General features: G+C 76.0%; 25 protein-coding genes, 1 pseudogene and 1 riboswitch. Of the genes and pseudogenes, 17 read left to right on the top strand and 9 right to left on the bottom strand.

What is annotated here, in order from left to right; all coding sequences use genetic code 11:
- Nucleotides 1-189 precede the first annotated feature (189 nt).
- Entirely contained in the window at nt 190-789 is a 600-nt protein-coding gene (gene def / locus KBZ10_RS23485) for a peptide deformylase (RefSeq protein WP_210989698.1), read from the top strand.
- 40 nt (nt 790-829) lie between these two features.
- Here the strand turns inward: def and KBZ10_RS23490 are convergent, their stop codons facing one another.
- Entirely contained in the window at nt 830-1,474 is a 645-nt protein-coding gene (locus tag KBZ10_RS23490) for a TetR family transcriptional regulator (RefSeq protein WP_210989699.1), read from the bottom strand.
- A 156-nt stretch (nt 1,475-1,630) separates the two neighbouring features.
- On the opposite strand from KBZ10_RS23490, the gene KBZ10_RS23495 reads away from it, so the two are divergent.
- Complete coding sequence (locus tag KBZ10_RS23495) at nt 1,631-2,857, top strand: acyl-CoA dehydrogenase family protein (RefSeq protein ID WP_210989700.1); 1,227 nt, start codon at nt 1,631-1,633, stop codon at nt 2,855-2,857.
- A 53-nt stretch (nt 2,858-2,910) separates the two neighbouring features.
- On the opposite strand, the gene KBZ10_RS23500 is transcribed toward KBZ10_RS23495, so the two are convergent.
- From KBZ10_RS23500 to KBZ10_RS23510, 3 genes are all read right to left on the bottom strand, one after another.
- Nucleotides 2,911-3,087 (bottom strand): hypothetical protein, encoded by a 177-nt coding sequence (locus tag KBZ10_RS23500; protein WP_167343588.1) that lies wholly within the window; start codon nt 3,085-3,087, stop codon nt 2,911-2,913.
- Between the two features lie 199 nt (nt 3,088-3,286).
- Nucleotides 3,287-4,027, bottom strand: a complete 741-nt coding sequence (locus KBZ10_RS23505; RefSeq protein WP_210989701.1) for a TIGR03943 family protein — start codon at nt 4,025-4,027, stop codon at nt 3,287-3,289.
- On the bottom strand, nt 4,024-4,950 hold the full coding sequence (locus KBZ10_RS23510; protein ID WP_374223404.1) for a permease: 927 nt from the start codon (nt 4,948-4,950) through the stop codon (nt 4,024-4,026). The genes KBZ10_RS23505 and KBZ10_RS23510 overlap by 4 nt, the downstream gene beginning before the upstream one ends.
- A 569-nt stretch (nt 4,951-5,519) precedes the next feature.
- On the opposite strand from KBZ10_RS23510, the gene KBZ10_RS23515 reads away from it, so the two are divergent.
- Entirely contained in the window at nt 5,520-6,593 is a 1,074-nt protein-coding gene (locus KBZ10_RS23515) for an NAD(P)-dependent oxidoreductase (RefSeq protein ID WP_210989702.1), read from the top strand.
- Here the strand turns inward: KBZ10_RS23515 and KBZ10_RS23520 are convergent.
- Both KBZ10_RS23520 and KBZ10_RS23525 read right to left on the bottom strand, forming a co-directional pair.
- Complete coding sequence (locus tag KBZ10_RS23520) at nt 6,568-7,719, bottom strand: sensor histidine kinase KdpD (protein ID WP_210989703.1); 1,152 nt, start codon at nt 7,717-7,719, stop codon at nt 6,568-6,570. The two genes, KBZ10_RS23515 and KBZ10_RS23520, sit on opposite strands and share 26 nt — an antisense overlap.
- On the bottom strand, nt 7,716-8,456 hold the full coding sequence (locus KBZ10_RS23525; RefSeq protein WP_210989704.1) for a response regulator transcription factor: 741 nt from the start codon (nt 8,454-8,456) through the stop codon (nt 7,716-7,718). The genes KBZ10_RS23520 and KBZ10_RS23525 overlap by 4 nt, the downstream gene beginning before the upstream one ends.
- A gap of 114 nt (nt 8,457-8,570) precedes the next feature.
- Here KBZ10_RS23525 and KBZ10_RS23530 point away from each other — a divergent pair, with 114 nt between their 5' ends.
- The 3 genes from KBZ10_RS23530 to KBZ10_RS23540 are packed head-to-tail and all read left to right on the top strand — an operon-like array spanning nt 8,571 to nt 10,647.
- Entirely contained in the window at nt 8,571-9,332 is a 762-nt protein-coding gene (locus KBZ10_RS23530; protein ID WP_210989705.1) for a glycosyltransferase family 2 protein, read from the top strand.
- Nucleotides 9,329-9,979, top strand: coding sequence for a DUF2064 domain-containing protein (locus KBZ10_RS23535; RefSeq protein ID WP_210989706.1), 651 nt, complete (start codon nt 9,329-9,331; stop codon nt 9,977-9,979). The genes KBZ10_RS23530 and KBZ10_RS23535 overlap by 4 nt, the downstream gene beginning before the upstream one ends.
- The gene (locus KBZ10_RS23540) at nt 9,976-10,647 is read left to right on the top strand and encodes a methyltransferase domain-containing protein (protein WP_210989707.1); all 672 of its coding nucleotides are present in this window, start codon (nt 9,976-9,978) and stop codon (nt 10,645-10,647) included. The genes KBZ10_RS23535 and KBZ10_RS23540 overlap by 4 nt, the downstream gene beginning before the upstream one ends.
- Nucleotides 10,648-10,809: 162 nt before the next feature.
- Here the strand turns inward: KBZ10_RS23540 and KBZ10_RS23545 are convergent, their stop codons facing one another.
- A complete protein-coding gene (locus KBZ10_RS23545) occupies nt 10,810-11,313 on the bottom strand; it encodes a hypothetical protein (RefSeq protein ID WP_307847571.1) in 504 nt (167 codons plus the stop codon).
- Nucleotides 11,310-12,620: a molybdopterin-dependent oxidoreductase gene (locus tag KBZ10_RS23550; RefSeq protein ID WP_210989709.1), complete on the bottom strand. Its 1,311-nt coding sequence runs from the start codon at nt 12,618-12,620 to the stop codon at nt 11,310-11,312. The genes KBZ10_RS23545 and KBZ10_RS23550 overlap by 4 nt, the downstream gene beginning before the upstream one ends.
- A 210-nt stretch (nt 12,621-12,830) precedes the next feature.
- On the opposite strand from KBZ10_RS23550, the gene KBZ10_RS23555 reads away from it, so the two are divergent.
- Together KBZ10_RS23555 and KBZ10_RS23560 are read left to right on the top strand one after the other, a co-directional pair.
- Nucleotides 12,831-14,228, top strand: a complete 1,398-nt coding sequence (locus KBZ10_RS23555) for a hypothetical protein (RefSeq protein WP_210989710.1) — start codon at nt 12,831-12,833, stop codon at nt 14,226-14,228.
- 125 nt (nt 14,229-14,353) lie between these two features.
- Nucleotides 14,354-14,767: an SH3 domain-containing protein gene (locus KBZ10_RS23560; protein WP_210989711.1), complete on the top strand. Its 414-nt coding sequence runs from the start codon at nt 14,354-14,356 to the stop codon at nt 14,765-14,767.
- Nucleotides 14,768-14,887: 120 nt separating this feature from the next.
- Here the strand turns inward: KBZ10_RS23560 and KBZ10_RS23565 are convergent, their stop codons facing one another.
- Nucleotides 14,888-15,088: a hypothetical protein gene (locus KBZ10_RS23565; protein ID WP_210989712.1), complete on the bottom strand. Its 201-nt coding sequence runs from the start codon at nt 15,086-15,088 to the stop codon at nt 14,888-14,890.
- Nucleotides 15,089-15,320: 232 nt separating this feature from the next.
- Nucleotides 15,321-15,513, top strand: a riboswitch (cobalamin riboswitch).
- Between the two features lie 28 nt (nt 15,514-15,541).
- Between KBZ10_RS23565 and KBZ10_RS23570 the strand changes: the two genes are divergently transcribed.
- From KBZ10_RS23570 to KBZ10_RS23610, 9 genes and pseudogenes are all read left to right on the top strand, one after another.
- Nucleotides 15,542-16,249, top strand: coding sequence for an energy-coupling factor ABC transporter permease (locus KBZ10_RS23570; RefSeq protein WP_210989713.1), 708 nt, complete (start codon nt 15,542-15,544; stop codon nt 16,247-16,249).
- A complete protein-coding gene (locus tag KBZ10_RS30125) occupies nt 16,246-16,845 on the top strand; it encodes an energy-coupling factor ABC transporter substrate-binding protein (RefSeq protein ID WP_282107872.1) in 600 nt (199 codons plus the stop codon). Before KBZ10_RS23570 ends, KBZ10_RS30125 begins: the two co-directional genes overlap by 4 nt.
- Nucleotides 16,846-16,849: 4 nt before the next feature.
- Complete coding sequence (gene cbiQ / locus KBZ10_RS23580) at nt 16,850-17,599, top strand: cobalt ECF transporter T component CbiQ (RefSeq protein ID WP_210989714.1); 750 nt, start codon at nt 16,850-16,852, stop codon at nt 17,597-17,599.
- Nucleotides 17,596-18,426, top strand: a pseudogene (locus tag KBZ10_RS23585) (energy-coupling factor ABC transporter ATP-binding protein); the annotation flags it as partial. The gene cbiQ and the pseudogene KBZ10_RS23585, both read left to right, overlap by 4 nt.
- 436 nt (nt 18,427-18,862) lie before the next feature.
- On the top strand, nt 18,863-19,912 hold the full coding sequence (locus KBZ10_RS23590; protein ID WP_210989715.1) for a phosphatidylinositol-specific phospholipase C domain-containing protein: 1,050 nt from the start codon (nt 18,863-18,865) through the stop codon (nt 19,910-19,912).
- 39 nt (nt 19,913-19,951) lie between these two features.
- On the top strand, nt 19,952-20,197 hold the full coding sequence (locus KBZ10_RS23595; protein ID WP_210989716.1) for a DUF2277 domain-containing protein: 246 nt from the start codon (nt 19,952-19,954) through the stop codon (nt 20,195-20,197).
- A 72-nt stretch (nt 20,198-20,269) separates the two neighbouring features.
- A complete protein-coding gene (locus KBZ10_RS23600) occupies nt 20,270-21,061 on the top strand; it encodes an alpha/beta fold hydrolase (RefSeq protein ID WP_210989717.1) in 792 nt (263 codons plus the stop codon).
- A gap of 12 nt (nt 21,062-21,073) precedes the next feature.
- Entirely contained in the window at nt 21,074-22,057 is a 984-nt protein-coding gene (locus KBZ10_RS23605; RefSeq protein ID WP_210989718.1) for a hypothetical protein, read from the top strand.
- A gap of 268 nt (nt 22,058-22,325) precedes the next feature.
- Nucleotides 22,326-23,417: a S1 family peptidase gene (locus KBZ10_RS23610; RefSeq protein ID WP_210989719.1), complete on the top strand. Its 1,092-nt coding sequence runs from the start codon at nt 22,326-22,328 to the stop codon at nt 23,415-23,417.
- Nucleotides 23,418-23,673: the final 256 nt, after the last annotated feature.

A 23,673-nucleotide genomic window follows, 5' to 3' on the forward strand; every position in this document is an offset into this window, starting at 1 on the left:
TCCTCCTCGCATCCGGCGCCGCACCCCGCCCCCGGCCGACCGGGTGGGACGCCCCCTCCGCGCCGAATCGCCGGCCGGGAGGCTTCGGTCGTCGCTCAGCCTATCGAGATCCGGCCGCGGCCCCGAACCTGCCACCCTGCCGTTACCCGCCGTACCGGACCGGACGGGCCGCTCCGTAGGCTGGCCGGTATGCGACATGGTGCGATCCCCGGCAGTGCGGGTTCCGTCCGGCCGGTGCGGCTGCTGGGCGATCCGGTGCTGCGTGCGCCCGGTGCGGAGGTCAGGTCCTTCGACGGGGAACTGGCCCGGCTGGTGGAGGATCTCTTCGCGAGCATGTACGCCGCGCGCGGCGTCGGCCTGGCGGCGAACCAGATCGGCGTGCCGCTGCGGGTGTTCGTCTACGACTGCCCGGACGACGAGGACCGCCGGCATCTCGGCCATGTGGTCAACCCCCGGCTGGTGGAGACCGGCGGGGTGCCGGTGACCGGCCCGGAGGGCTGCCTCTCGCTGCCCGGTGTCGAGGCCGGGACGGACCGCTGGGACCACGCCGTGGTGGAGGGCCGGGACCGCACGGGCGCCCCGGTGCGGGTGACGGGCAGCGGCTTCTTCGCGCGCTGCCTTCAGCACGAGACGGACCATCTGGCCGGCGGGATCTATCTGGACCGGGTCGGGGGCCTGCGCCGCCGCCGCGCGCTGCGGGCGGTCCGGCGGGCGGCGTGGAACCGGGACCCGGACCGGGCCGCGGCACAGGCGGCGGTTCCGCCCGTCCCGGCCGGACCGGGCTGCTGAGCGGCCCGTGACGGACGGCCCGGCGGAAGCCGCCCGGCCGTCAGAAGCCGGGGGCGCCGACCCGGTCGCCGGCCTCGGCCAGCTGCCCCCACAGCAGGTCGGCGAGGTGGCGTACCAACTGGGCGCGCGGAAGGGGGCGTTCGCGCAGCCACCAGTCGCCGGCCGCGTGCATCATGCCGACGATGCCGTGTCCCCAGACCCGTGCCCGTTCGTCGCCGTCGGGCCCGAGGACGACCCGTTCGGCGATGACCTGGGCGAGTTCCTCGCCCATCCGGCGCAGCAGCGGGGCGGAGTGCCGGGTGTCGAAGCCCTGCTCGGAGGTGCCGGGCTCCTCGCCCGGGTGCATGAGGAAACGGTAGACCTGCGGTCTGGACTCGATGGCCGCAAGATAGGTGTCGAGGGTGCGCTCCACGCGCTCGCGGCGGTCGGCCGCCGGGGCGTCGAGGGCGACGCGCAGGCCGGCGAGCAGGGCGTCGGTGTGCCGGACGGCCAGGGCCCGGTAGAGACCGCTCTTGTCGCCGAAGTGCCGGTAGAGGATGGGCTTGGTGATCCCGGCCTCGGCCGCGATGGCGTTCATCGAGGCGCCGGGGCCGTCGCGCAGCACCACCCGGTCCGCGGCCTCCAGCAGTTCCCTGCGCCGGCGACGGGCGGCCCGCTGCTGGTCTTCCCGCTGACTGGTTTCCATGGCGTCTCTCCCACCCCGTCCGTGCTGCTCGGTCCCCCCGCGACGCAACGTAACACTTCACCCGGGCGGGGACGGGACGGGCGGCTGGGCTTGACAGGGCCTACCAGCCGGTAACAGGGTATAGTTACCGCAAGTAACAAGCAGGTGGAGGGGACCATGGCAGAGTTCGCGCTCGATCTCGACGACGAGCAGAAGGCCGTCCGGGAATGGATTCACGGTTTCGCCGCGGACGTCATGCGGCCGGCCGCGGCCGAGTGGGACGAACGCGAGGAGACCCCCTGGCCCGTCATCCAGGAGGCCGCCAAGATCGGCCTCTACTCGCTGGACTTCTACGCCCAGCAGTTCTTCGACCCGACGGGTCTCGGCATCGCCATGACGATGGAGGAGCTGTTCTGGGGAGACGCCGGCATCGGCCTCTCGATCGTCGGCACGGGCCTCGCCGCCGTCGGCGTGCTCGCCAACGGCACCGAGGAGCAGATCGGCACCTGGGTCCCCCAGATGTACGGCGACGCCGACGACGTCAAGGTGGCCGCCTTCTGCTCCTCCGAACCGGACGCGGGCTCCGACGTCTCCGCCATGCGCACCCGCGCCGTCTACGACGAGGCCAAGGACGAGTGGGTGCTCAACGGCACCAAGACCTGGGCGACCAACGGCGGCATCGCCAACGTGCACGTCGTCGTGGCCGTCGTCGACCCGGAGCTGGGGTCCAAGGGCCACGCCTCCTTCATCGTCCCGCCGGGCACCAAGGGCCTCTCGCAGGGCCAGAAGTTCAAGAAGCACGGCATCCGCGCCTCCCACACCGCGGAGGTCGTCCTGGAGGACGTCCGGATCCCCGGCAGCTGCCTGCTGGGCGGCAAGGAGAAGCTCGACGAGCGGCTGGCCCGCGCCCGTGAGCGCGCCAGGAGCGGCGGCGAGCGCGTGAAGAACGCGGCCATGGCCACCTTCGAGGCATCCCGCCCGGCCGTCGGCGCCCAGGCGGTCGGCATCGCCCGCGCCGCGTACGAGGTGGCCCTGGACTACGCCAGGACCCGGGTGCAGTTCGGCCGCCCGATCATCGACAACCAGGGCGTCGCCTTCCAGCTCGCCGACATGCGCACCCAGATCGACGCCGCCCGGCTGCTGGTCTGGCGGGCGTCCTGGATGGCGGCCTCCGGCAAGCCGTTCACCGCGGCCGAGGGCTCGATGTCGAAGCTCTACGCGGGCGAGGTCGCCAAGACCGTCACCGCCCAGGCCATGCAGATCCTCGGCGGCAACGGCTACACCCGGGAGTACCCGGTGGAGCGGATGCACCGGGACGCGGCGATCTACACCATCTTCGAGGGGACCAGCGAGATCCAGCGCCTGGTCATCGCGCGGACGCTGTCGGGGATGCCGATCCGCTGACCGGCCCGGCCGGTCAGCGGGGATTACGGGCGAACGGGGGACGGGGAACGGGCTCAGGCGGCCCTGGTGATCTCCTCCCGGAGGGCGCGCCGCCACTCCGTGCGGAGCCGGTCGAGCTCCGCGAGATCGGCTGCCGACCACGAGGTGCGGCCCGCCACGAACGCGCGGATCGCCGCGTTCGCGTGGTCGGCGGCCGGACGCGCGGGGACAGAGGGTCCAGAGGTAGACATGTCCTCCAGAATACGGGCCCGGTGTGACAACCGGTTCCCCACCGGTTTCCGTCCCATGACCTCGCGAGGAGTTCTCAAGGAACCCGGAACCTTTCCGCCCTGTCATCCGTTCTCAACAGTGAGGCCCCGCGTTCTCCCCCGTGCGCGGGGCCTCGCCAATGCCCGCAGCCGGGCACCGCACCCGCGGAGAACCGGTGTCTCAGCTGGTCGGAGGCGGTGCCGAGTCCCGGTAGGGATTGGCCGGCTCGGGCACCGGGCGCACCATCTCCGCGTCGACCGCCACCTCCTCCGGGGCCTCCCCGGGATGCCAGCGGCCGGTCACCCGCACCCAGGAGTCGGCGGCCGGCGGAACCGCCCCGCGGACCCTGATTTTCACCGCCCGTGAGTCCGCCGCACAGCAGCTGATCAGCAGCCGGGACAGAAACCACCCTCCGTCCCGCGCGGGTGTGACGAATCCCATCAGCGCCACGGTGCGGTCCTCCAGGCTCCGCGACCGGTCCTGCCGGGCACGCAGCCGGAACTCGGTCAGCGTCAGCCGTACGGGCGACTCCGCGGGCAGCGGGGCGAAGTGCCGCACCGGCTCCTCGGCGGGCGCCCCGGTCTCCCGGGCCGCCGTGTACGCGCCCAGCGCGGGCGGGGTGAAGAACAGCAGACTGAGGGCGGGGAAGAAGAGCAGCCACGCGATGCCCGGGCCCCGCGCGTGCCCGTGCCCGTGGCCGCCGTCCCCGTCCCGGCCGCCCGCAGGGGGCCGCCGGCCGTACGGAAAGCCGTCCCTGGCCGCGGCCACCAGGCCCAGCAGCACCAGGGCCGCTCCCGACAGCACGAGCGCCGGGCGCAGCCCTTCCTTCACGAACCGCAGGCAGACGTCGGTCAGCAGCGAGATGTGCAGCAGTCCCGCGCCCGACAGCACCAGCAGCAGCACCTGGACGTTGCGCCTCACAGCAGCCACCATCCCGTCAGCGCGCTCGCGGTGACGGCCACGACGGCGGTCGCGGTCGAGAACCGGACGGCGAACGCCCGGCCGAAGGTGCCGGACTGGAGCGCGATCAGCTTCACGTCCACCATCGGCCCGACCACCATGAACGCCAGCCGTGCGGTGGGGGAGAAGCCGGTCAGTGAGGCGGCGACGAAGGCGTCGGCCTCGGAGCAGACCGCCAGCACGACCGCCAGCCCGGCCAGGAAGAGCACCGAGAGCCAGGCCGAGTCCGCGAACACGTCCAGCACGGAGCGCGGCACCACGACGTTGAAGGTGGCGGCGGCCATGGCGCCCAGCACCAGGAAGCCCCCGGCGTGCAGGAAGTCGTGCTGGAAGGCGAGCCGGAACTCCTCCCACCGGCTGTGCCCCGGCCGGTGCCCGCCGTGGCGGGCCGGGAGCCGCAGCCACTCCTCGCGGCCCAGCCGCAGCCAGAGCCAGCCCATGGCGGCGGAGACCAGCAGCGAGGCCAGCAGCCGGGCCGCCACCATCTCCGGTGCGCCCGGGAAGGCCACGGCCGTGGCGGTGAGCACGATCGGGTTGACGGCGGGCGCCGACAGCAGGAAGGCCAGCGCGACGGCGGGGGTCACCCCGCGCCGGATGAGACTTCCGGCCACCGGCACCGAGGCGCACTCGCAGCCGGGGAGCACCATTCCGGCCGCGCTCGCCACCGGCACGGCCAGTGCGGGCCTGCGCGGCAGCATCCCGGTGAACCACCGCTCCGGTACGAAGGCGTTGATGGCCCCGGACAGGGCCGTGCCGAGGAGCAGGAAGGGGAGAGCCTGCACGGCGATGGCGACGCACACCGTGCGCCAGGCCTGCACCGCCGGGTGGGTGGCCCACGGTGAGGCGGCGACCACCAGGACCGCCGCAGCGGCCCAGCCCGCCAGCGTGGTCGTTCCCGGCAGCCGCCCGGCGAAGCCGGTGAGGGCACGGCTCGCCGGGCCGCCCCGGAACGCGGGTCCCCGGGGTCTCGCGGCGGGGGATGTGGACGGCGGTGGCTCCGGGCTCACCAGCTCTTCCGCGCTCTGCACACTGACCTCGAACGTCGGCGACGGGGGGTTGCTCACCCTAGTCACGGAGACGGTCGGAACCGGGCGGTTCGCTCTGGTTTCAGCCGATCGTGGGGGGGGCTCCGTGCTGCTGTCCGGGGGCCGGGCGGACGGGGCGGGCGTCTCCGTGCGGCGCCGAGCGCGGTGCGGCCCGGAGCGCCGCGTGGGCCGGCCGGGCGCCGGGGGTCCCCCGCGAACGGGCCGCCATTGGCGTAAAACCGAATACGTTTTTGCCGCATAAGACGGCCGTGATGCGGTAGAAAGGTCCTGTGCCCGTCCGGTGTGCATCCCCCGTCGCACCGGACGGGCCGCTTTTCTGCCGGGCCCCGCGCGCCGGGTCTTACGAATCCGTGACCGCCGGGCGCGGAGCGCCCCGCTGAGCGGCCCGGTCGCCTAGCGTCACCGGCATGCGCGTACTCGTCACCGGAGGAGCCGGGTTCATCGGCTCGCACCTCGTCACCGCCCTCGCCGCCGCCGGGCACGAACCCGTCGTCCTGGACAGCCTGCATCCGCGGGCCCACGCCGGCCGCCCGCCGGCCGCGGAGCCCGGCACCGTCCGCGCCGACGTGCGGGACCGGGCCGCCGTGGCCGGAGCCCTGCGGGGTGTGTCGGCCGTCTGCCACCAGGCCGCGATGGTGGGACTGGGCAGGGGCTTCGCCGACGCTCCCGAGTATGTGGGCTGCAACGACCTCGGCACGGCCGTCCTGCTGGACGCCATGGCCGCGGCCGGGGTGTCCCGGCTGGTGCTCGCCGGCTCGATGGTGGTCTACGGCGAGGGGCGCTACGACTGCCCGCGGCACGGGACCGTGCGGCCCGGCCCCCGCGCGCCGGCCGATCTCGACGCCGGGCGCTTCGAGTGCGCCTGCCCCGAGTGCGGGCTGCCGCTGGAGCCCGGCCCGGTCACCGAGGAGGCGCCGGCCGATCCGCGGAACGTCTACGCGGCCACCAAACTGGCCCAGGAGCATCTCGCGGCGGCCTGGGCCCGGGCCACCGGCGGCCGCGCGGTGTCGCTGCGCTACCACAACGTCTACGGGCCCGGGATGCCGCGCGACACCCCGTACGCCGGGGTCGCCTCCCTCTTCCGCTCGGCCCTCGCCCGCGGGGAGGCGCCGCGGGTCTTCGAGGACGGCGGCCAGCGGCGCGACTTCGTCCACGTCCGCGACGTGGCCGCCGCCAACCTCGCCGTGCTGGAGGCGCTGCCCGGCCGCCCCGCGGGGGGCTTCCGGGCCTACAACACCGGCAGCGGCACGCCCCGCACCATCGGCGAGACGGCCGCCGAGCTGGCCCGCGCCTGCGGTGGTCCGGAGCCGGTCGTCACGGGGGAGTACCGGCTGGGCGACGTGCGGCACATCACCGCCTCCTCGCGGCGGCTGATGACGGAACTCGGCTGGCGGCCCGCGGTCGGATTCGCCGAGGGCATGGCCGAGTTCGCCCGCGCGCCGCAGCGGGAGCCCGTCACGGCGGGGCCGCCGGCAGGGTGACCTCGAAGCGGCAGCCGCCGCGCACGTTGCGCACGGCGGCCCGGCCCGCGTGTGCTTCGACCAGGCCCCGGACGATGGCCAGGCCGAGGCCCGCGCCCGCCGGGGGCCCCTCGCCCGCCGGAGGGGTCCGGGCATGGGTGCCGCGCCAGCCGGTGTCGAACACCCGGGGAAGGTCCTCCTCCGGGATGCCCCCGCATCCGTCGGTGACGGCGAGCACCACGGAGGCGTCGTCGCTGCCCCGTCGCGCGGACACCGCGACCGTGCCGTCGGCCGGCGTCCGGCGGATGGCGTTGATCATGAGGTTTCCGAGGACGCGGGACATGGCCTGCGCGTCCACCTCGACCGCCACGGCGTCGGACGCCACCGCCTCGTCCCGTTCGCCGACCAGCCGCACACCGTGCTCCCGGGCCAGCGGGCCCACCCCGTCGAGCGCCTCGCCCACGAGCTCGGCGGCGGACACCCGGACCGGGCTGAGCGGCAGCGCCCCGGCGTGGATGCGGGAGAGCTCGAAGAGGTCGCCGACCATGGCGTTGAGACGGTCCACCTCGGTGCGGATCTGCCGGAAGAAGCGGTCCGGGTCGGCCGCCATGCCGTCCTCCAGCGCCTCGGCCATGGCCCGCAGCCCGGCCAGCGGGGTGCGCAGGTCGTGCGAGATCCAGGCGACCAGTTCCCGGCGGGAGGACTCCAGGGCCCGCTCGCGCTCCCGGGACGCCTCCAGCTTCTCGCTGGTGGCGGCCAGCTCGCGGACCAGGGCGTCGATCTCCGCCGTCCCCGGCGCCTCGGGCGGGACGAAGCCGCCCTCCTCGCCGAAGGAACGGGCGGCGAGCGCCAGGGCGTTGCTGCGGGCGACCACCCAGCGGCCGAGCAGGAGGGCGGTGGCCAGGGACACCACGGCGGCCATGGCGCAGACCGTGGTCACCACCCACAGGTCGTGCGGGGAGAGGAACATGGCCCAGGCCACGGCCAGCGTCCCGGCCAGCATGGCGGTCACCGCCACGGCGGCCACGACGGTCAGCGACAGGGCGACCGAGCGGTGGCGCAGCAGCCGCAGGACGAGGGCGCCCGCCAGGCCGGCGGCGGCCGCGCCGAGGAAGGCGAACAGGGCGATCAGCAGGGTGTCCGTCACGGCCGCGGCCCGCTCCCCGTCCGGGCCGGGTCCGCCGGCGGGGCGTCGAAGCGGTAGCCGACACCCCACACCGTGGTGATCAGGCGCGGCGCGGCCGGGTCGGCCTCGATCTTCCCGCGCAACCGGCGGACGTGCACGGTGACGGTCGACAGATCGCCGAACTCCCAGCCCCAGACGGCCCGCATCAGCTCCTCCCGCCCGAAGGCCTGGCCGGGATGCCGCATCAGAAAGGCCAGCAGGTCGAACTCCCGTACGGTGAGCGGGACGTCCGTGCCGTTCCGGAGGACACGCCGTGCCGCCGGGTCCAGTTCGATCCCGGCCCGCGCCAGCGGCCGTCCGGGCGGCGGGGCGCCGCCGGCCGTGCCGCGGCGGAGCACCGACCGCACCCGCAGTGCCAGTTCGCGCGGGCTGAAGGGCTTCGTCACATAGTCGTCGGCGCCGACCTCCAGGCCCAGGATCCGGTCGTCCTCCTCGCCGCGCGCGGTCAGCATGATGACGGGGACGGGGCCCCGTTCGCGCAGGCCGCGGCAGACGGCGAGCCCGTCCATGCCGGGGAGCATGAGGTCCAGGACGACGAGATCGGGCCGGCGGGCGTCCGCGCGGGCCAGGGCCGAGGGGCCGTCGGCCGCGTGCTCGACGACATGGCCGTCGCGTTCGAGATACCCCGTGACGACCTCGGCGACGGTGGGATCGTCGTCGACCACGAGGACCCGGGCTCCCGGTGAAGTCTGCTGCATGCGGCCAGACTCCCAGCCCGGGGCCGCGGCGGGGAGCGGATGCGGGCCCCAGCGGGCCGATGTCCCGGTTTCGTAAGAAGTCAAAGTCCTTTATGAGGGATTTGTCTTCGTAGGGTGGGGGCCGTGACCGATTCGACAACGCCTGTAACCGGCCCTCCGCGCGTGGACGTCGTGCTGCCCTGCCTGGACGAGGCGGAGGCCCTGCCCTGGGTCCTCGGCCGCGTCCCGGCCGGCTGGCGCGCCCTGGTGGTGGACAACGGCTCCACCGACGGCTCGGCCCGGACCGCCCGCGAGCACGGCGCCACCGTGGTGACGGAGCCCCGGCGCGGCTTCGGCGCCGCCTGCCACGCCGGGCTGCTCGCCTCCGACGCCGACATCGTCTGCTTCTGCGACTGCGACGCCTCTCTCGACCCCGGACTGCTGCCCGCCCTCGTGTCCCGGGTCGCGGACGGCGAGGCGGACCTGGTGCTCGGCCGCAGACGGCCGACCGCACGCGGGGCCTGGCCGCTCCACGCCAGGGCGGGCAACGCCGTCCTCGCCCGGATGATCCGCCGCCGCACCGGCACCCGCCTGCGCGACCTCGGCCCCCTGCGGGCCGCGCGCCGGGAAGCCCTCCTCGGGCTGGGCCTCACCGACCGGCGCAGCGGCTATCCGCTGCAGATGGTCGTACGGGCCGCCGACGCCGGCTGGCGGATCGCGGAACGGGATGTCCCCTACCGGCCCCGGACCGGCGCCTCGAAGGTGACCGGCACCTGGCGCGGCACGGTGCACGCGGTCCGCGACATGCGCGCCGTCCTGCGGCAGCCCGCGGCGGACCGCGCCGTCCCGGAGGCGGTCGCGGGGGCGGGGGCGGGGGCGGGGGCGGGGGGCCGATGAGAGCGCCGCACGACCCCACCACCCTGCACGTCATCGCCAAGGAACCGGTGCCCGGCCGCGTCAAGACCAGGCTCACGCCGGACTACACGCCGTACGAGGCCGCCCGGCTCGCCGCCGCCGCGCTCCGCGACACCCTGGAGACGGTGCTCGCCGCCCCGGCCCGGCGGCGGGTCCTGGTGCTCGACGGCCGCCCCGGGCCGTGGCTGCCGCCCGGAGTCGAGGTCGTCCCGCAGTGCGCGGGAGGGCTCGACGAACGGCTCGCCGCCGCCTTCGCCGTCTGCGACGGGCCGGCCCTCCTCCTCGGCATGGACACCCCGCAGGTCACCACCGGCCTGCTGGCGCCGGCCCTGGCCCCCGGCGCCTGGGAGCGGTGCGACGCCTGGTTCGGGCCCGCCGAGGACGGCGGCTTCTGGGCCCTCGGACTGGCCCGGCCCGAGCCGGATCTGCTGCGCGGCGTCCCGATGTCCACGCCCCGGACCGGCGCCGTACAGCGGCGGCGGCTGACGGACGCCGGGCTGCGCGTCCGCGACCTGCCGGCGCTGCGCGACGTGGACACCCCCGCGGACGCGGCCGTGGCGGCCGCCGCCGCACCGGGCGGGCACTTCGCCGGGGTCCTCGCCGGACTGCTCCGGGCACCCGCCCGGTGAGCGCTCCGGACCCCGCCCCGGAGACCCGCACGGATCCGTGGCGCGCGGGACCGTACGACACCGCGCTCCGCTCCGGCGGCGGCCCGCTGTTCCTCCGGCGGGACGACGGCGGGCTGGTTCCGCTGGAGGTGGAGCGCTGGTGCTCCGGCGCCGACGCCGCCGACATGACCGTGCTGCGCCGCTGCGAGGGGGCCGTCCTCGACATCGGCTGCGGTCCGGGCCGGCTCGTCGCCGCCCTCACCCGGCTGGGGCGGCCCGGCCTCGGCATCGACCCCAGCCCGGCGGCCGTCGCGCGCGCCGTGCGCGCGGGCGGCACGGCGCTGCGCCGGTCGGTGTTCGACCGGCTGCCGGGCAACGGCCGCTGGGGCACGGCGCTGCTCATCGACGGAAACATCGGCATCGGCGGCGATCCCTCGGCCCTGCTGCGGCGGGTGGCGGAGATCGTGGTCCCGGGCGGGCTGCTGCTCGTCGAGACCGCCGGAGCGGACGTCGACGAACGCTCCCGGGTCCGCCTGGACGACGGCGACGGAGGCCGGGGCTCCGTCTTCCCCTGGGCGCGGATCGGCGGACCGGCCCTGGCCCGCCGGGCACGGGCCGAGGGGTGGCGCGTCACGGAGGAGTGGACGGCCTCCCGCCGTCACTTCACCGCGCTGCGCCGCACGTTCTGAACGACGCGGGACCTCCCGCCCGCCCCGGGATGCCCGGGGCGGGGATCCCGTACGGCGGCGGGTCCGGTCCGTCCCGCCCGTCGGTCCGTACCGCCCGGCCGGCCCGGAGGCGGGGACGGGACGGCGGGGGTCACCTCGCGCACCGGGGCGCGCCGGGCCCCCTCAGCGCCGGGCGCGGCGGCGCAGCGCGGAGAGCAGGGCCCAGCCGGCGGACACCGCGAACAGGGCGGCGGTCACCAGCAGCCAGCGTTCGGTGAAGCCGTCGGCGCTCAGGCCGGTGTACCGCTCGAACCGCGCCGGCGGGCCGCTGACCAGCGGCCACCAGACGAGCAGCAGGAGCCCGGACAGCAGGGCGGGAATCCGCAGGTGGTTGATCCCCGGCCGGTACGGTGCTGGCGCCCCGGCGGCCTCCGGCGCGGCACCGTCCGCCCCGGGCCGGCGGCGCGGGGGCCGCAGAGCCCCCGCCGTGCGGTCGGCTGCGGTGTAGAGCGGCAGCAGCACCAGGTCGTGCAGGAGGGCGGCTCCCACGATCCACAGCACGACGCCGAGCGGGTCGTCACCGCCCAGCAGACGCGTCCCGGCGTACAGGGTCAGCGCGAACGAGCACAGCAGCAGCGGCGGGTACCACGGCGGTTCGCCGGCCCGGACGGGTGGGAGGCGCTTCACGGGGTCCCCCCGAAGGCCAGCCGGGTGACCCATTTGGTGTTGTGCACCCCGGGATTCGCGGGCACGATCACCCGCGCCGGACGGCCGTGGTCGGCCGACAGCCACGCCCCGTTGACGCGCAGGGCGAGCAGGGAGCGCGGGTCGCGCACCTGGTTGGCGCGGAGCGCGGCCGACCGGAAGGCGCCGGCGCGCTGCGCGGACTCCACGAACACCCCGGGCGCGTCCCGCCCCCAGCCGGCCAGGGACGCCAGGTCCGCCAGCCGGACCCCGCTCCACAGCTGGTCGGAGGTCGACCAGCCCTCCACACAGGCGATGGGCAGCGCGGCGCGGTGCTGCGGCAGTTCCAGCAACTCCTCCAGGGTGAACACCAGTTCGCGGGGCCCGCCGGCCACCGTCAGCCGCCAGTCCGCACCGATGTCCGCGGCGCGGATGCCCGCGGCGGCAGCCGTCTTGTTGATCTGGAAGCCGTTGGGGCCGCCGCCCGGCTCCCGTCCGCGCGGCGCGAGGAGGGCGGTGGACCGCAGCGGCCCGCCGAGGCTCTGCCCGGCCGTGGTGGCGGCCAGCAGCAGCGAGCCCGCCCCCACCGCGGCGAGCGCACCCCGCCGGGACAGGGTGGGCGCGGCCGGCTCCGGTGCCGTGAGGGCGGCCAGGGCGGCGGCCTCCTCCGCCGTACGGGCCCGGCGGCCGCGCAGCACCCGCAGGGCGCGCGGAGCACGCAGCGCGGCGTGTGCGGCGAAGGCCGCCGTGAAGACCCAGGAGCCGTAGAAGTGCAGCGGATAGAACGAGCCCGGGAAGACGTACTCCAGCTGGATGTTGAGGATCCCCGTGGCGAAGACGAACAGCCCGCCGCCGACGAGCAGCAGCAGGGACAGCCGGTCCAGGGCGTGCGTGAGGGAGCGCACCGGGGGCCAGACGAACAGCCGGGGGATCACCGACCACAGCTTGGCCAGCAGCACCGGCACCAGCGCGACCCCCAGCGTCACATGGACGCCCTGGGTGAGCCGGTAGAGCCAGCGCGGCTCCGTCGGCCAGGGGAACAGGTAGAACCCGAGCAGCCCCTTGTCCGGTGTGCGGTCGTTCCCGGCCAGACCGGGGTTGTACGCCGCGTACGACAGCAGCCCCGTCACGAACAGGACGCTCACCCCGCACAGCAGCACGAGCCCCAGGACGGACGTCAGCCGGGGCCCGCGCAGCGGACTGCGCCAGAACCCGGGCCGGAAGGGGCCGCCCGGTGCCCGGCCGGCCCCCGTCCCGCCGCCCCGCCCGCCGGGCGCCGCCGCCCGTACCGTCTTCCCGCCGTCGTCCATCGCGCAGTCCTCCGTCCGGTCGTCCGGCGGAACGCCCGGAGAAGATCCGCGTCCGCCGTCCACGACCGTAGGTCCGCCGGGCCCCGCGGCAGCCGCCCTCGCCCATGACGAAACGCTGACATCACACGGCGGGCGGCCAGGATCTGACGGAACGGTGACACCGGGCGTGTGTCCGGCCGTACGCGCCGGAGCGGCCCCTAGCGTGACGGCGTGACCCATCTCCGCACCCCCGTGCCCGGCCGCGAGCGGCTGCGCCCGCGGCGGTCCGCCGCCCGCGCGGACGTCCTCGCCGCGGCCGCCGCCGCCCTGTTCGTCGCCGCGGTCGCCGTCGCCGGCATCCTCGTGCAGCGGTCCGTGGACGTCCTGTACGTGGAGTGGCCGCCGCTCTACGCGCACTGGATGCCGCACACGGGCCCCGGGACGGTGGCGGCCCCCGCCGTGGCGGCGGCCGTCATCGCGTACGGCCCGGTGCTCGCCCGCCGGCTGCCCTGGCGCCGGGTGCTGCTCCTGGCCTGGGCGGCCTCGCTGGCCTGGACCCTGTCGCTGGCGCTGATCGACGGCTGGCGCCGCGGTGTCGCGGGCCGGCTCACGGCCAAGCACGAGTACCTGCTCGCCGTCGACCGCATCGCCGCCGACCCGGCCGCGGCGGTGCGCACCTTCACCGACCACATCCTGCTCACCTCGCCGGACCACTGGCCCGCCCATGTGGCGGGCCACCCGCCGGGCGCCGTGCTCACCTTCGTCGGCCTCGACCTTGTCGGGCTCGGCGGCGGCGCCTGGGCCGCGGTGTGGGTGCTGCTGACGGGCAGCTCGGCCGCCGCGGCCGTCCTGGTGACGCTGCGTGCGGTGGCGGGGGAGCGGTGGGCGCGCCGGGCCGCGCCGTTCACCGTGCTCGCCCCGGCGGCGGTGTGGGCCGGCGTCTCCGCGGACGGCTACTTCGCGGCCGTCGCCGCCTGGGGCATCGCACTGCTCGCCCTGGCCTGCCGGCCGGGGGTGCGCCGCCCGCGGGCCACCGGGCTGGCGGCCGGGCTGCTGCTCGGCCTCACCGTCCATCTCTCGTACGGGCTCGTGCTGATGGCGATCCCCGCGGCCGCCGTCCTGCTGCACGGCCGGACGGCGCGCCCGCTGCTCCCCGCGCTCGCCGGCGCGGCCGCCGTCACCGCCGCGTTCACCGCCGCCGGCTTCTGGTGGTACGAGGGCTACGGCCTGCTCGTCACCCGCTACTACCAGGGGGTGGCCAGGATCCGCCCGTACAGCTACTGGTTCTTCGGCAACCTCGCCAACGCCGTGATCACGGCCGGGGCGGCCTCCGTCGCCGGGCTCCGCCGGGCCCTGGCCGGTACCGCCGAGACGGTTCGCCGGCTGCGGTCGGGTCGCGCGCTCGCCGCCTGCGGTGTCGTCCTGTTCGCCCTCGCGGGCCTGTGCATGATCGCCGCGGCGGACCTCTCCGGGATGAGCAAGGCCGAGACGGAGCGGATCTGGCTGCCCTTCGTCCTCTGGCTCCTGCCGGCCGCCGCTCTCCTCCCGGCCCGCCACCACCGCCGCTGGCTGCTGCTCCAAGCAGCGGCAGCGCTCTTTCTCAACCATGCTCTGCTAACGGGTTGGTGACGAGATGTCGTTCCGCTATTGACCGGTATAGCCCTTGAGAGGGACCTTGCCCATTTTTTTGTTTCATGCCCGAGGTGAGCGGAAAGCGACGCCTTGTTACATTCCTGGCAGAACAGGAGTTGCCCATGTTCAACACGCTCAAGTCCCGCACCGCGGGGCTCGCGGCCGGCGCCGCGGCGTCAGCCGTCCTGGTCGGCGGTTCGCTGCTCGGCGCGGCACCCGTCCAGGCCGACGCACAGGACCACCCGCACAAGCCGTACGGGGTCGTGACGGCCGGGACGCTGAATGTGCGGGAGTACCCCAGCACCGACTCCTCGGTGGTGGGGCAGCTGCACCGCTACCAGAAGATCGGTATCAAGTGCAAGGTGCGCGCCCAGCGGATCCACGGCGACCCGATCTGGTACCACCTGCGGCACCGGGAAGCCTGGGTGAGCGGGAAGTACGTGCACGTCCACGGTTATGTGAAGTGGTGCAAGGACGTCGACCGCCACCACCACCCGCTGACCAACAGCAGGAAGGCCCGCATGGCGAAGGGGTGAGCCCACCTCCTCGCACCCGGGTGTGAGACAGGGCCCGGTCCCGGCGGTCGCAGTCCGCCGGGACCGGGCCCGCTGCCGCGCCACCGCCGCGGGCGGTCCGCCGCCGGCCCCGCGGCCGCATCAGCCGAGGCTCTCCGGACGTTCTCCCTTCGGCCCGAGGCCGCGCGCGGTCCGCGGTCCCCGGCTGCGCATGGACGGGTCCTTCCGGAGGGTCTTGTCCGCCGCCTCGTTGGCGTGCTGGTCGGGCACTCCGCTGTCCTCGGCCTCCTTGCGGAGCTTCGCCCGTTTCCGGTCGTACTTCCTGCTGCCGGGCTCCGGCACGGCCGTCACCTCCTCGGTAGGGCGGGGCAGGGCCCGCCGACGCCGCACGGGTATCCGGAGCGGAAGCCGTGAAACGGGCCGCATGCCTCCCGCGGGTTCCGTCCGCGGGGCTCCGGAGGCCCGCGGCACCGGCGCAGCCGCCCCGCGGAGCCGGGTGCCGCCGCGCTCCCGCGCGCCGCCCCGTGTGGGATGTGCCGCAGCGGACCGGCTTGTCCTCCCCGCGCGCGGCGCACTACTGTCACAGGGCCTTGGTGCACGGGAAACCGGTGAAGAACCGGTGCGGCCCTCGCCACTGTGATCGGGAAGTCCGGTTCCACCCTCTGGGAGCCACTGGGATACCGCGGAGCGCCGCGGTGCCCGGGAAGGCGGAGTCCGGGCGGCATGACCCGTAAGCCAGGAGACCGGCCAGGGCGCGTCGTCCATCCACGAGGTGCTGGAGAGGTCCGCTTTCCCATGCATATAGCCGAGGGCTACCTGCCCCCCTGGCACGCGGTCGCCTGGAGCGCCGCCGCCGTCCCCTTCGTCCTCCACGGCGTACGGTCGCTGAACCGCGAGGTGAGGAACCATCCGGAGAGCACTCTGCTGCTCGGTGCCTCCGGGGCCTTCACCTTCGTCCTGTCCGCGCTGAAGATCCCCTCCGTGACGGGGAGTTGTTCCCACCCGACCGGGACCGGGCTCGGTGCCGTCCTGTTCCGGCCGCCGGTCATGGCGGTGCTCGGCACCATCACCCTGCTCTTCCAGGCCCTGCTGCTGGCGCACGGCGGGCTCACCACGCTGGGCGCCAACGTCTTCTCCCTGGCCGTGGTGGGCCCATGGGCCGGATACGGTGCCTACCGGCTGGGGAGGAGGCTCGGCGCGCCGCTCGCCGCCGCCGTGTTCGCCGGCGCCTTCACGGCCGATCTGAGCACCTACTGCGTCACCAGCGCCCAGCTCGCCCTGGCCTTCCCCGACCCGGCCACCGGACTCCCGGGCGCCCTCGTCAAGTTCGGCTCCGTCTTCGCCGTCACCCAGATCCCCCTCGCCGTCAGCGAGGGCGTCCTCACCGTGCTGGTGATCCGGCTGCTGAGCCAGGCCGACGGGGCGGCCCTGGCCCGGCTCGGTCTGCGGGCGGCCGCCGGGGGCACCCGGCCGGAGCGGCCGGAGGAGGCGGTGACCCGATGAGCCGCAACACCCGAACCAATGTCCTGCTGCTGGCCGTTGTGGCCGCGCTGGCCGCCCTTCCGCTCGTCCTGGGGCTCGGTGACGGCATGGAGGAGCCCTTCACCGGAAGCGACGCGCAGGCCGAGACCGCGATCGGGGAACTGCAGCCGGGATACGAGCCCTGGTTCGCCCCGCTCTACGAGCCCCCGTCGGCGGAAGTGGAGTCGGCGCTCTTCGCCCTCCAGGCGGCGATCGGCGCCGGGGTGCTGGCCTACTGCATCGGGCTGCGCCGCGGACGCCGGCAGGGGGAGCGGCGCGCCGCCGCAAGAGCGGCGGGAACGGCCGGCACGGGCGCGGGCAGCACGGACGCGGCCGCGAAGGGCGCGGGAACGGCGGGCGCCTCCGGAGCCGCCGCGGCACAGGAGGACCCGGGAGCGCCCGAGGACGCACACGGCACCGGAAGCGCGGGGAGGCCCGGAGCCGCCGGGCCCGCCGGGGTCACCGGGGTCACCGGGGTCACCGGGGTCACCGGGGCGGCGGAGACCGCCGGACTCGGGCCGTCCGGGGAGGGGGGCGGCGGGGAGGCGTCCGGCCCGGGCGGCCGTCCGGCCGCGTAACCCCGTGCTGCCCATCGACGGGGCGGCGCACAGCAGTCGCTGGCGCCGCCGCCACCCCGTGGACAAGGCGGTCCTCGCCCTGGGGCTCACCGTCCTGGCGGTGACGCTGCCGCCCTGGCCGGGCGCGCCGCTGACCGCCGCCGCCGCGCTCACGGCACTCCTCGGCCCGGCCCGGGTGCCGCCGCGCCGGCTCTGGCGGGCGTACCGGGTGCCGCTCGGCTTCTGTGTCACCGGCGCGCTGCCGCTCCTCGTCCGGCTGGGCGGGGAACCGGGCCCGTTGTCCCTCGCCCCGGACGGTCCCGCGCAGGCCGGTCAGTTGCTGCTGCGGACCTCGGCCGCCTCGCTCGGCGTGCTGCTGTTCGCCTTCACCACGCCGCTGTCGGATCTTCTGCCGCGCCTCGTCCGGGCCGGTGTGCCGTCCGCCGTGACCGATGTCGCGCTGGTGACCTACCGCATCACCTTCCTCCTGCTGGACACCCTCGCGCAGGTGCGGCAGGCCCAGGCCGCGCGCCTCGGCCACACCACGCGCGCCGCCGTCTGGCGCTCCCTGGCCGGTCAGGGGGCGACGGTGTTCCTGCGCGCCTTCTCGCGCGCGGCCCGGATGCAGGACGGGCTCGCGGGGCGGGGCTACGACGGGACGCTGCGCGTCCTGGTCACCGGCGCACCCGTGTCCCGGCGCTTCGTCACCGGCTCCGTCCTGCTGCTCGCCGCGCTGGCGGCGGCCGCCCTCGTCCTCGAAAGGCAGTTGCTGTGACCGCCGTACCGCCCGTGGTGGAGCTCGTCGGCGCCGGATACACCTATGAGAACGGTCCCCCGGTGCTGACGGGGGTCTCCTTCGGCGTCCGCCCCGGCCGGGCCCTCGCCCTGCTCGGCCGCAACGGCAGCGGCAAGACCACCCTGCTGCGGCTGCTCACCGGCGGCCTGCGCCCCTCCGCCGGGGAACTGCGCCTCGACGGCTCCCCGGTCGGCCGGGGCAGGGCCGCGCTGACCCGGCTGCGCACGTCCGTGCAGCTCGTCCTCCAGGACCCGGACGACCAGCTCTTCGCGGCCTCCGTGGGCCAGGACGTGTCCTTCGGGCCGGTGAACCTCGGCCTGCCCGAGGAGGAGGTCGGGCGGCGGGTGACCGGGGCCCTGGCGGCGCTCGGCATCACGGCGCTCCGCGACCGCCCCACCCATCTGCTCTCCTACGGCCAGCGCAAGCGGGCCGCCATCGCCGGGGCGGTGGCGATGCGGCCCCGGGTCCTGGTCCTCGACGAACCGACCGCGGGGCTCGACCCGGACGGTCAGGAGCAGCTGCTGGAGGTCCTGGCCCGGCTGCGGGCCTCGGGCACCACCGTCGTCATGGCCACCCATGACGTGGACCTCGCGCTGCGCTGGGCGGACGACGCCGCGATCCTCACCCCGGACGGCCCGCGCACCGGCCCGGCGCCCCGGCTGCTCGCCGACGGCGGGCTGCTGGCGTCGGCGGGGCTGCGCCGGCCCTGGGGCCAGGCGGCGGCCCGGGTCCTGCGCGCGCACGGACTGCTCGCCGAGGAGGCGGAGGGCCCGCGCACGGCGGAGGAGCTGATGCGGTGGGCCGCCCGGGGCGCTGGGGCGGAGGCGCACCCGGAGGCGGACGGGGGGCCGGGTCCCGGGCCGGACCGGCGGCCGGGAGGAGGGCCGGAGCCGGAGCGGGAGAGCGCCGCGGTCCGCGGTCCCGGCGCCGGCGCGCCACCGGGCGGGGCCGGGGCCGCCGTACCGGACTGAGCGGCCCGGGGGAGTGGCCCGCGGCCACGGGGGAGGGGCTGCGGTGGCGCGGTGCGGCGGGGCGGTCTCCGGCGGCGGGCCTCCGGGCCGGTGGTGCGGGTGAGTGGCCGGTGCGCCGCCGGGAAACGCCCGGCGGGCGGAGGGCGGCCCGGCCGTGACGGACGGGGGAACAGCCCGGCGGAACCGGACGGCCCTCTGCCGCCACCCGCCCAACCCCCCTAGCCTGTCGTGTACCTGACCACCCCTCACCCCGACAGGCGGGTACAGCAGCATGAGCAGAATCCGTACCGGTGCCCTCACCGCGGCCGCCGCGGCACTCCTGGCCTCCCTCCCCGCGGCCGCCGAAGCGGCCCCGGGCGGCGCCGGAGCCGCCGGCCCGTCCTACGCCGCCACCACCTCCGTGGGCGTGCACAACGCGTACGAGAAGTCCAAGTACCGGTACTTCGCCGACGCTCTCGACTCCGGTGCCGCCCTGCTGGAACTCGACGTCTGGACCAACGCCCTGGGCAGCGGCTGGCGCGTCTCCCACGAGAACCCGCTCGGCAACGACAACAACTGCGAGAACGCCGCCTCCGCCGCCGAACTGCGGACCAGGCCGCGCAACCAGAGCCTCGCCGGCTGCCTCGCCGACATCCGCGCCTGGCACGACGCCAACCCCGGGCACCGCCCCGTCGTGCTCAAGGTGGAGATGAAGGACGGCTTCGCCGACAACCGGGGCCGCGGCCCGGACGAGTTCGACGCCCTGCTCGACGAGAAGCTCGGAGACGCCCTGTTCCGCCCCGCCGACGTACGCGGCGGCCACCCCACCCTGGACGACGCGGTCCGGGCCGACGGCTGGCCCGGCCGGGACGAACTCGCCGGCAGATTCCTGGTCGAGCTCATCCCCGGGACCGTCGAGGAGAAGAACCCCCTCGACTCCCTGTGGACCGACCGCGAATACGCCACGCACCTCCGCGACCTCGCCGCGGCCGGCACCTTCGACCGGGCGGGTGCCTTCCCCGCCGTCCACCACGCGGAGGCCGGCGACCCGCGCACCGGCCGCTACGGCGACGCGTCGCTGCGCCCCTGGTTCGTCGTCTTCGACGGCAACGCGGGCGACTACGCGGCAGGCGCCATCGACACGGCCTGGTACGACCAGCGGCACTACCTGCTGATCATGACCTCGGCGCACGGCGTCGCCCCGGCCATCGACGCCACCAACCCGTCGGAGGCGGAGGCCGGGGACCGCGTGCGGCTGCTCGCCTCCCGGCACGCCAGCATCGTCACCTCCGACTGGTACCCGCTGCCGCAGGTGCTGTCCCTGGTCGTGCCCCGGGGGTGACCGCGCACCGGTACGCCCCGGCGGGAGCAGACTGGAGCCATGTGCCGCAGCATCAGGACCCTCCGCCCGCCGTACACCGAGGACACCGGGGAGGACGACCTCCGGGCCGCCGCCCTGCAGTACGTCCGGAAGGTCTCCGGCTTCCGCGCCCCGGCGGCGCACAACCGGGCCGTGTTCGACGAGGCCGTGGAGGCGGTGGCCGCCGCCACCCGGGACCTCCTCGCCGGCCTGGAGGTCCGCGGCCGCACCACCCGGCCCGCGGAGGATGCCCCGCCGCCCCGCTGACCGGTACCCGCCGAATTCGGCCGCTGGTGAACTCCCTTACGGCGGCGGGGACCAGCCGCGTACGGTCGGCCCATGGCCGACCACAACAGCGTCGTCACCGGCACCACCGGCGTCCGGCTCGCCTACCGTACGGCCGGTGACCCCGGCGCCCCGCCGCTGGTGCTGCTCCACGCCCTGGGGGAGACGGGGGCGGACTGGGACGTGGTGGCGGCCCGGTTCGCCCGCCACTGGCACGTCCACGTACCGGACCTGCGCGGCCACGGGCTGAGCGACCGGCCCGGCGACTACGCCGTGGAGGCCATGCGTGACGACCTGCTCGGCTTCCTCGACGTGCTCGGGCTCGGCCGGGTGGACCTCATCGGCCACTCCCTGGGCGGTGTGGTGGCGTACCTGCTGGCCGCCGCCCACCCGGAGCGGGTCGGCCGGCTGGTCCTGGAGGACGTGCCCGCGCCGCTTCCGCGCGAGCCCGCGCCCCTCACCCGTCCGGACGGGCCGCTGCCCTTCGACTGGGCGGCCGCGACCGCCGTCCGGAGCAGGATGGACCGGCCGGACCCGGAATGGTGGGACCGGCTGCGGGACATCACGGCTCCGGTGCTCGCGGTGGCCGGAGGACCGGAAAGCCCGGTGCCGCAGGACCGGATCGGCCTCCTGGCCGAACGGATCCGGGACTTCCGGACGGTCACCGTTCCGGCCGGGCACCTGGTGCACGCCACCCGGCCGGCCGAGTTCACCGAGGCGGTCCTGCGCTTCCTTCGGCCGGACGGCACGGCCGGACGGGACACGGACGGCCGGACGGCGCCACCGGCCGGGCACGGCTGTCCTGATGCTGCCACGGGCGGACGGCCGAAACCCGTTCCGTCCTGAGAGCATGTCCCCATGGGTGTCGATGAGCTGGCCGAAGAGCTCTACACGCTGCCACCGGGAGACTTCATCGCGGCCCGCGACCGGGCCGCCGCCGCCGCGCCCCGGGGTGAGCGCGGTGCGATCCGCGCCCTGCGCCGCCCCTCCCTGGCGGCCTGGGCCGTCAATCTGCTGGTCCGTGAGGACCCGTCCCGCAGCGAACTGCTGCTCCGGCTGGGCGCGGAGCTGCGCGCCGCGCACGGCCAGCCGTCCGGTGCCGGCCGGCTGCGCGAACTCATCGGCCAGCAGCGCCAGCTGGTGGCCGCGCTGGCGCGGCGGGCCGGCCAGCTCACCGCGGACGCCGGCCGGCCGGTGTCCGACGCCGTGCTGCGCGAGGTGGAGGGCACCGTGCATGCCGCCCTCGCCGACCCGGAGGCCGCCCGGGAACTGGCGGGCGGCCGGCTGACGAAGGCCCTTCCGCCGCCCTCGGGTTTCGGTGTGCTTCCCGAGGCCACCGTCCATCAACTGCGTCCGCTGCGTCCGCCGTCCGGCGCGGACGGGTCCGGCGCGGCGCCGGCGGGCACGGCCGGCGGGGAACGGCGGGCTTCGGTCACGGACATAACGGAACGGGCCCGGGCCCAGGAACGGGCCGACCGCGAGCGGCGGCTGCGGCTGCGGGAGGCACGGGGGGAGGCCGAGGAGCTGGCCCGTGCCGCGCGCGGCAGCGCGGAGGAGGCCACCGCCGCCGAGCGTGAACTCTCCGCGGCGCGAAGACGGTTGCGGGAGGCGCGGGAGCAGGTGCACGGGCTCACGGAGGAGCTGCGGCGGGCGAAACGTTCGCTCTCGGCGGCGGAGCGGGCCGAGCGGGCGGCCCGCGGACCGGCGCAGCGGGCGCGGCAGGCGGCCGAACGGGACCGCAAGCGGGCCGAGGCGGCGCGGGCCGAGGCGGACCGGCTCGCTCCGGAAGCCGTGCGGCGCCCCGGCCGGCGCGGCAGGCGGCGGCCGGGCGCCTCCTCCTGAGGGCCGTCCCGCCATCACCGGGGGGCGCGCGGGGACCGGGACGGCTCGCGCCGGCGGGCGCGGCACCGCGCCGTCCCCCTTCCGGCCCGGACATGATCACCCGTTTGACGTCGCGGCAGGGCGCCCGGCCCGGTGCTGCGCCAGGATCGGGGGGACGGCGGGCCCTCGGGTGCGCGAGGGCTGCCGTCCCCCTGCGCACCCACCACCTCAGGGCCCGGCCGAGTCGTCCCCCCGCCGGGCCCATCCCCCCACAGGAGGCTGTGAGTTGATGCACCGTATCGTCCGGTTCGCCCGGCGCTCCCGGCCGCGTGCCCTCCTCGCGGGCGCGGGCGCCGCGGTCCTCGCCCTCACGGCGCCCGCCCTTCCGCGGGCCGGCGCCGCCGTGCCGCGTCCGGCCCCGTCCGTGCTCTCCCCGGCCGCCGCCGGGGAACTGTCGGCGCGGCTCGCCACCCGGCTCGGGACGCAGACCGCGGGCGCCTACTACGAGGCGGGGAGCGGGCGGCTGGTGGTCAACGTCCTCACCGACGGCGCGGCGGACACCGTGCGCGCGGCCGGTGCCGAGGCGAAGCGGGTGCGGCACTCCCTGGCCGAACTCGACGCCGTGCAACGGTTCCTGCGCGACCGGGCCGCGGTCCCGGGGACGGCCTGGTCGGCCGATCCTCGGCTGAACCAGGTCGTCGTCACGGCCGACCGCACCGTCACGGGCGCACGGCTGGAGCGGCTCGAGCGCGTGGCCGACCGGCTCGGCGGGACGGTCGCCCTCCAACGGACGGCCGGTGAGCTCAGACCGCTCATGGTGGGCGGCGACCCCATCTGGCGGGGCCGGGAACGCTGTTCCCTGGGGTTCAACGTCACCGTGGACGGCTCCCCGCACTTCCTGACCGCCGGTCACTGCGGCGGCGAGGGCACGCACTGGTCCGCCTCGCGGGGCGGACCGCGGATCGGCTCGGTCTCGGACGCCCGTTTCCCCGGCGAGGACTACGCGCTCGTCCGGATCACCTCCTCGCGGGTCGCGAGTCCCAGCCGGGTCGGCCTGTCCCGGGGGGAGACGCAGCGGATCACGCGAGCCGCCGATCCGGTGGTCGGCCAGCGGGTGCGGCGCAGCGGCAGCACCTCCGGGCCGGGGTCCGGTGCGGTCACCGGCCTCGGGGTCACCGTCAACTACCGGGAGGGCTCGGTGCACGGCCTGATCGAGACGGACATGTGCGCGGAGCCCGGGGACAGCGGCGGGCCGCTGTTCGCCGGTACGGTGGCGCTCGGCCTGACCTCGGGCGGTATCGGTGACTGCTCCGGGGACGGGATGACGTACTACCAGCCGGTGACCGGCGCTCTCCGGGCGACCGGCGCGGCCATCGGCTGACACCCGCGCCCGCACCCGCCTCCGCGCTCCCACCCGGCGCGCCCCGTTACCTTTTTCGTGGCCCCGCAATGGGGCGCCTGGCCCCCGGGTCCGGTATGGCTGTGTGCCCCCTGTCGTACGGATGACCTGGGGGGTGTTGCCGCCGGGCTTCGGGGCACCGCTTGACCGCTGATGAGGGGCCTGACGACCGCCTGGCCCGGCGCAATGCCGGGCTGCTTCGGGCGGCATGTCTGCGTAACGTGGTTGCCGGCGTGCG

This window comes from Streptomyces sp. F63 (genome assembly GCF_018070345.1).
Classification (GTDB): domain Bacteria; phylum Actinomycetota; class Actinomycetes; order Streptomycetales; family Streptomycetaceae; genus Streptomyces.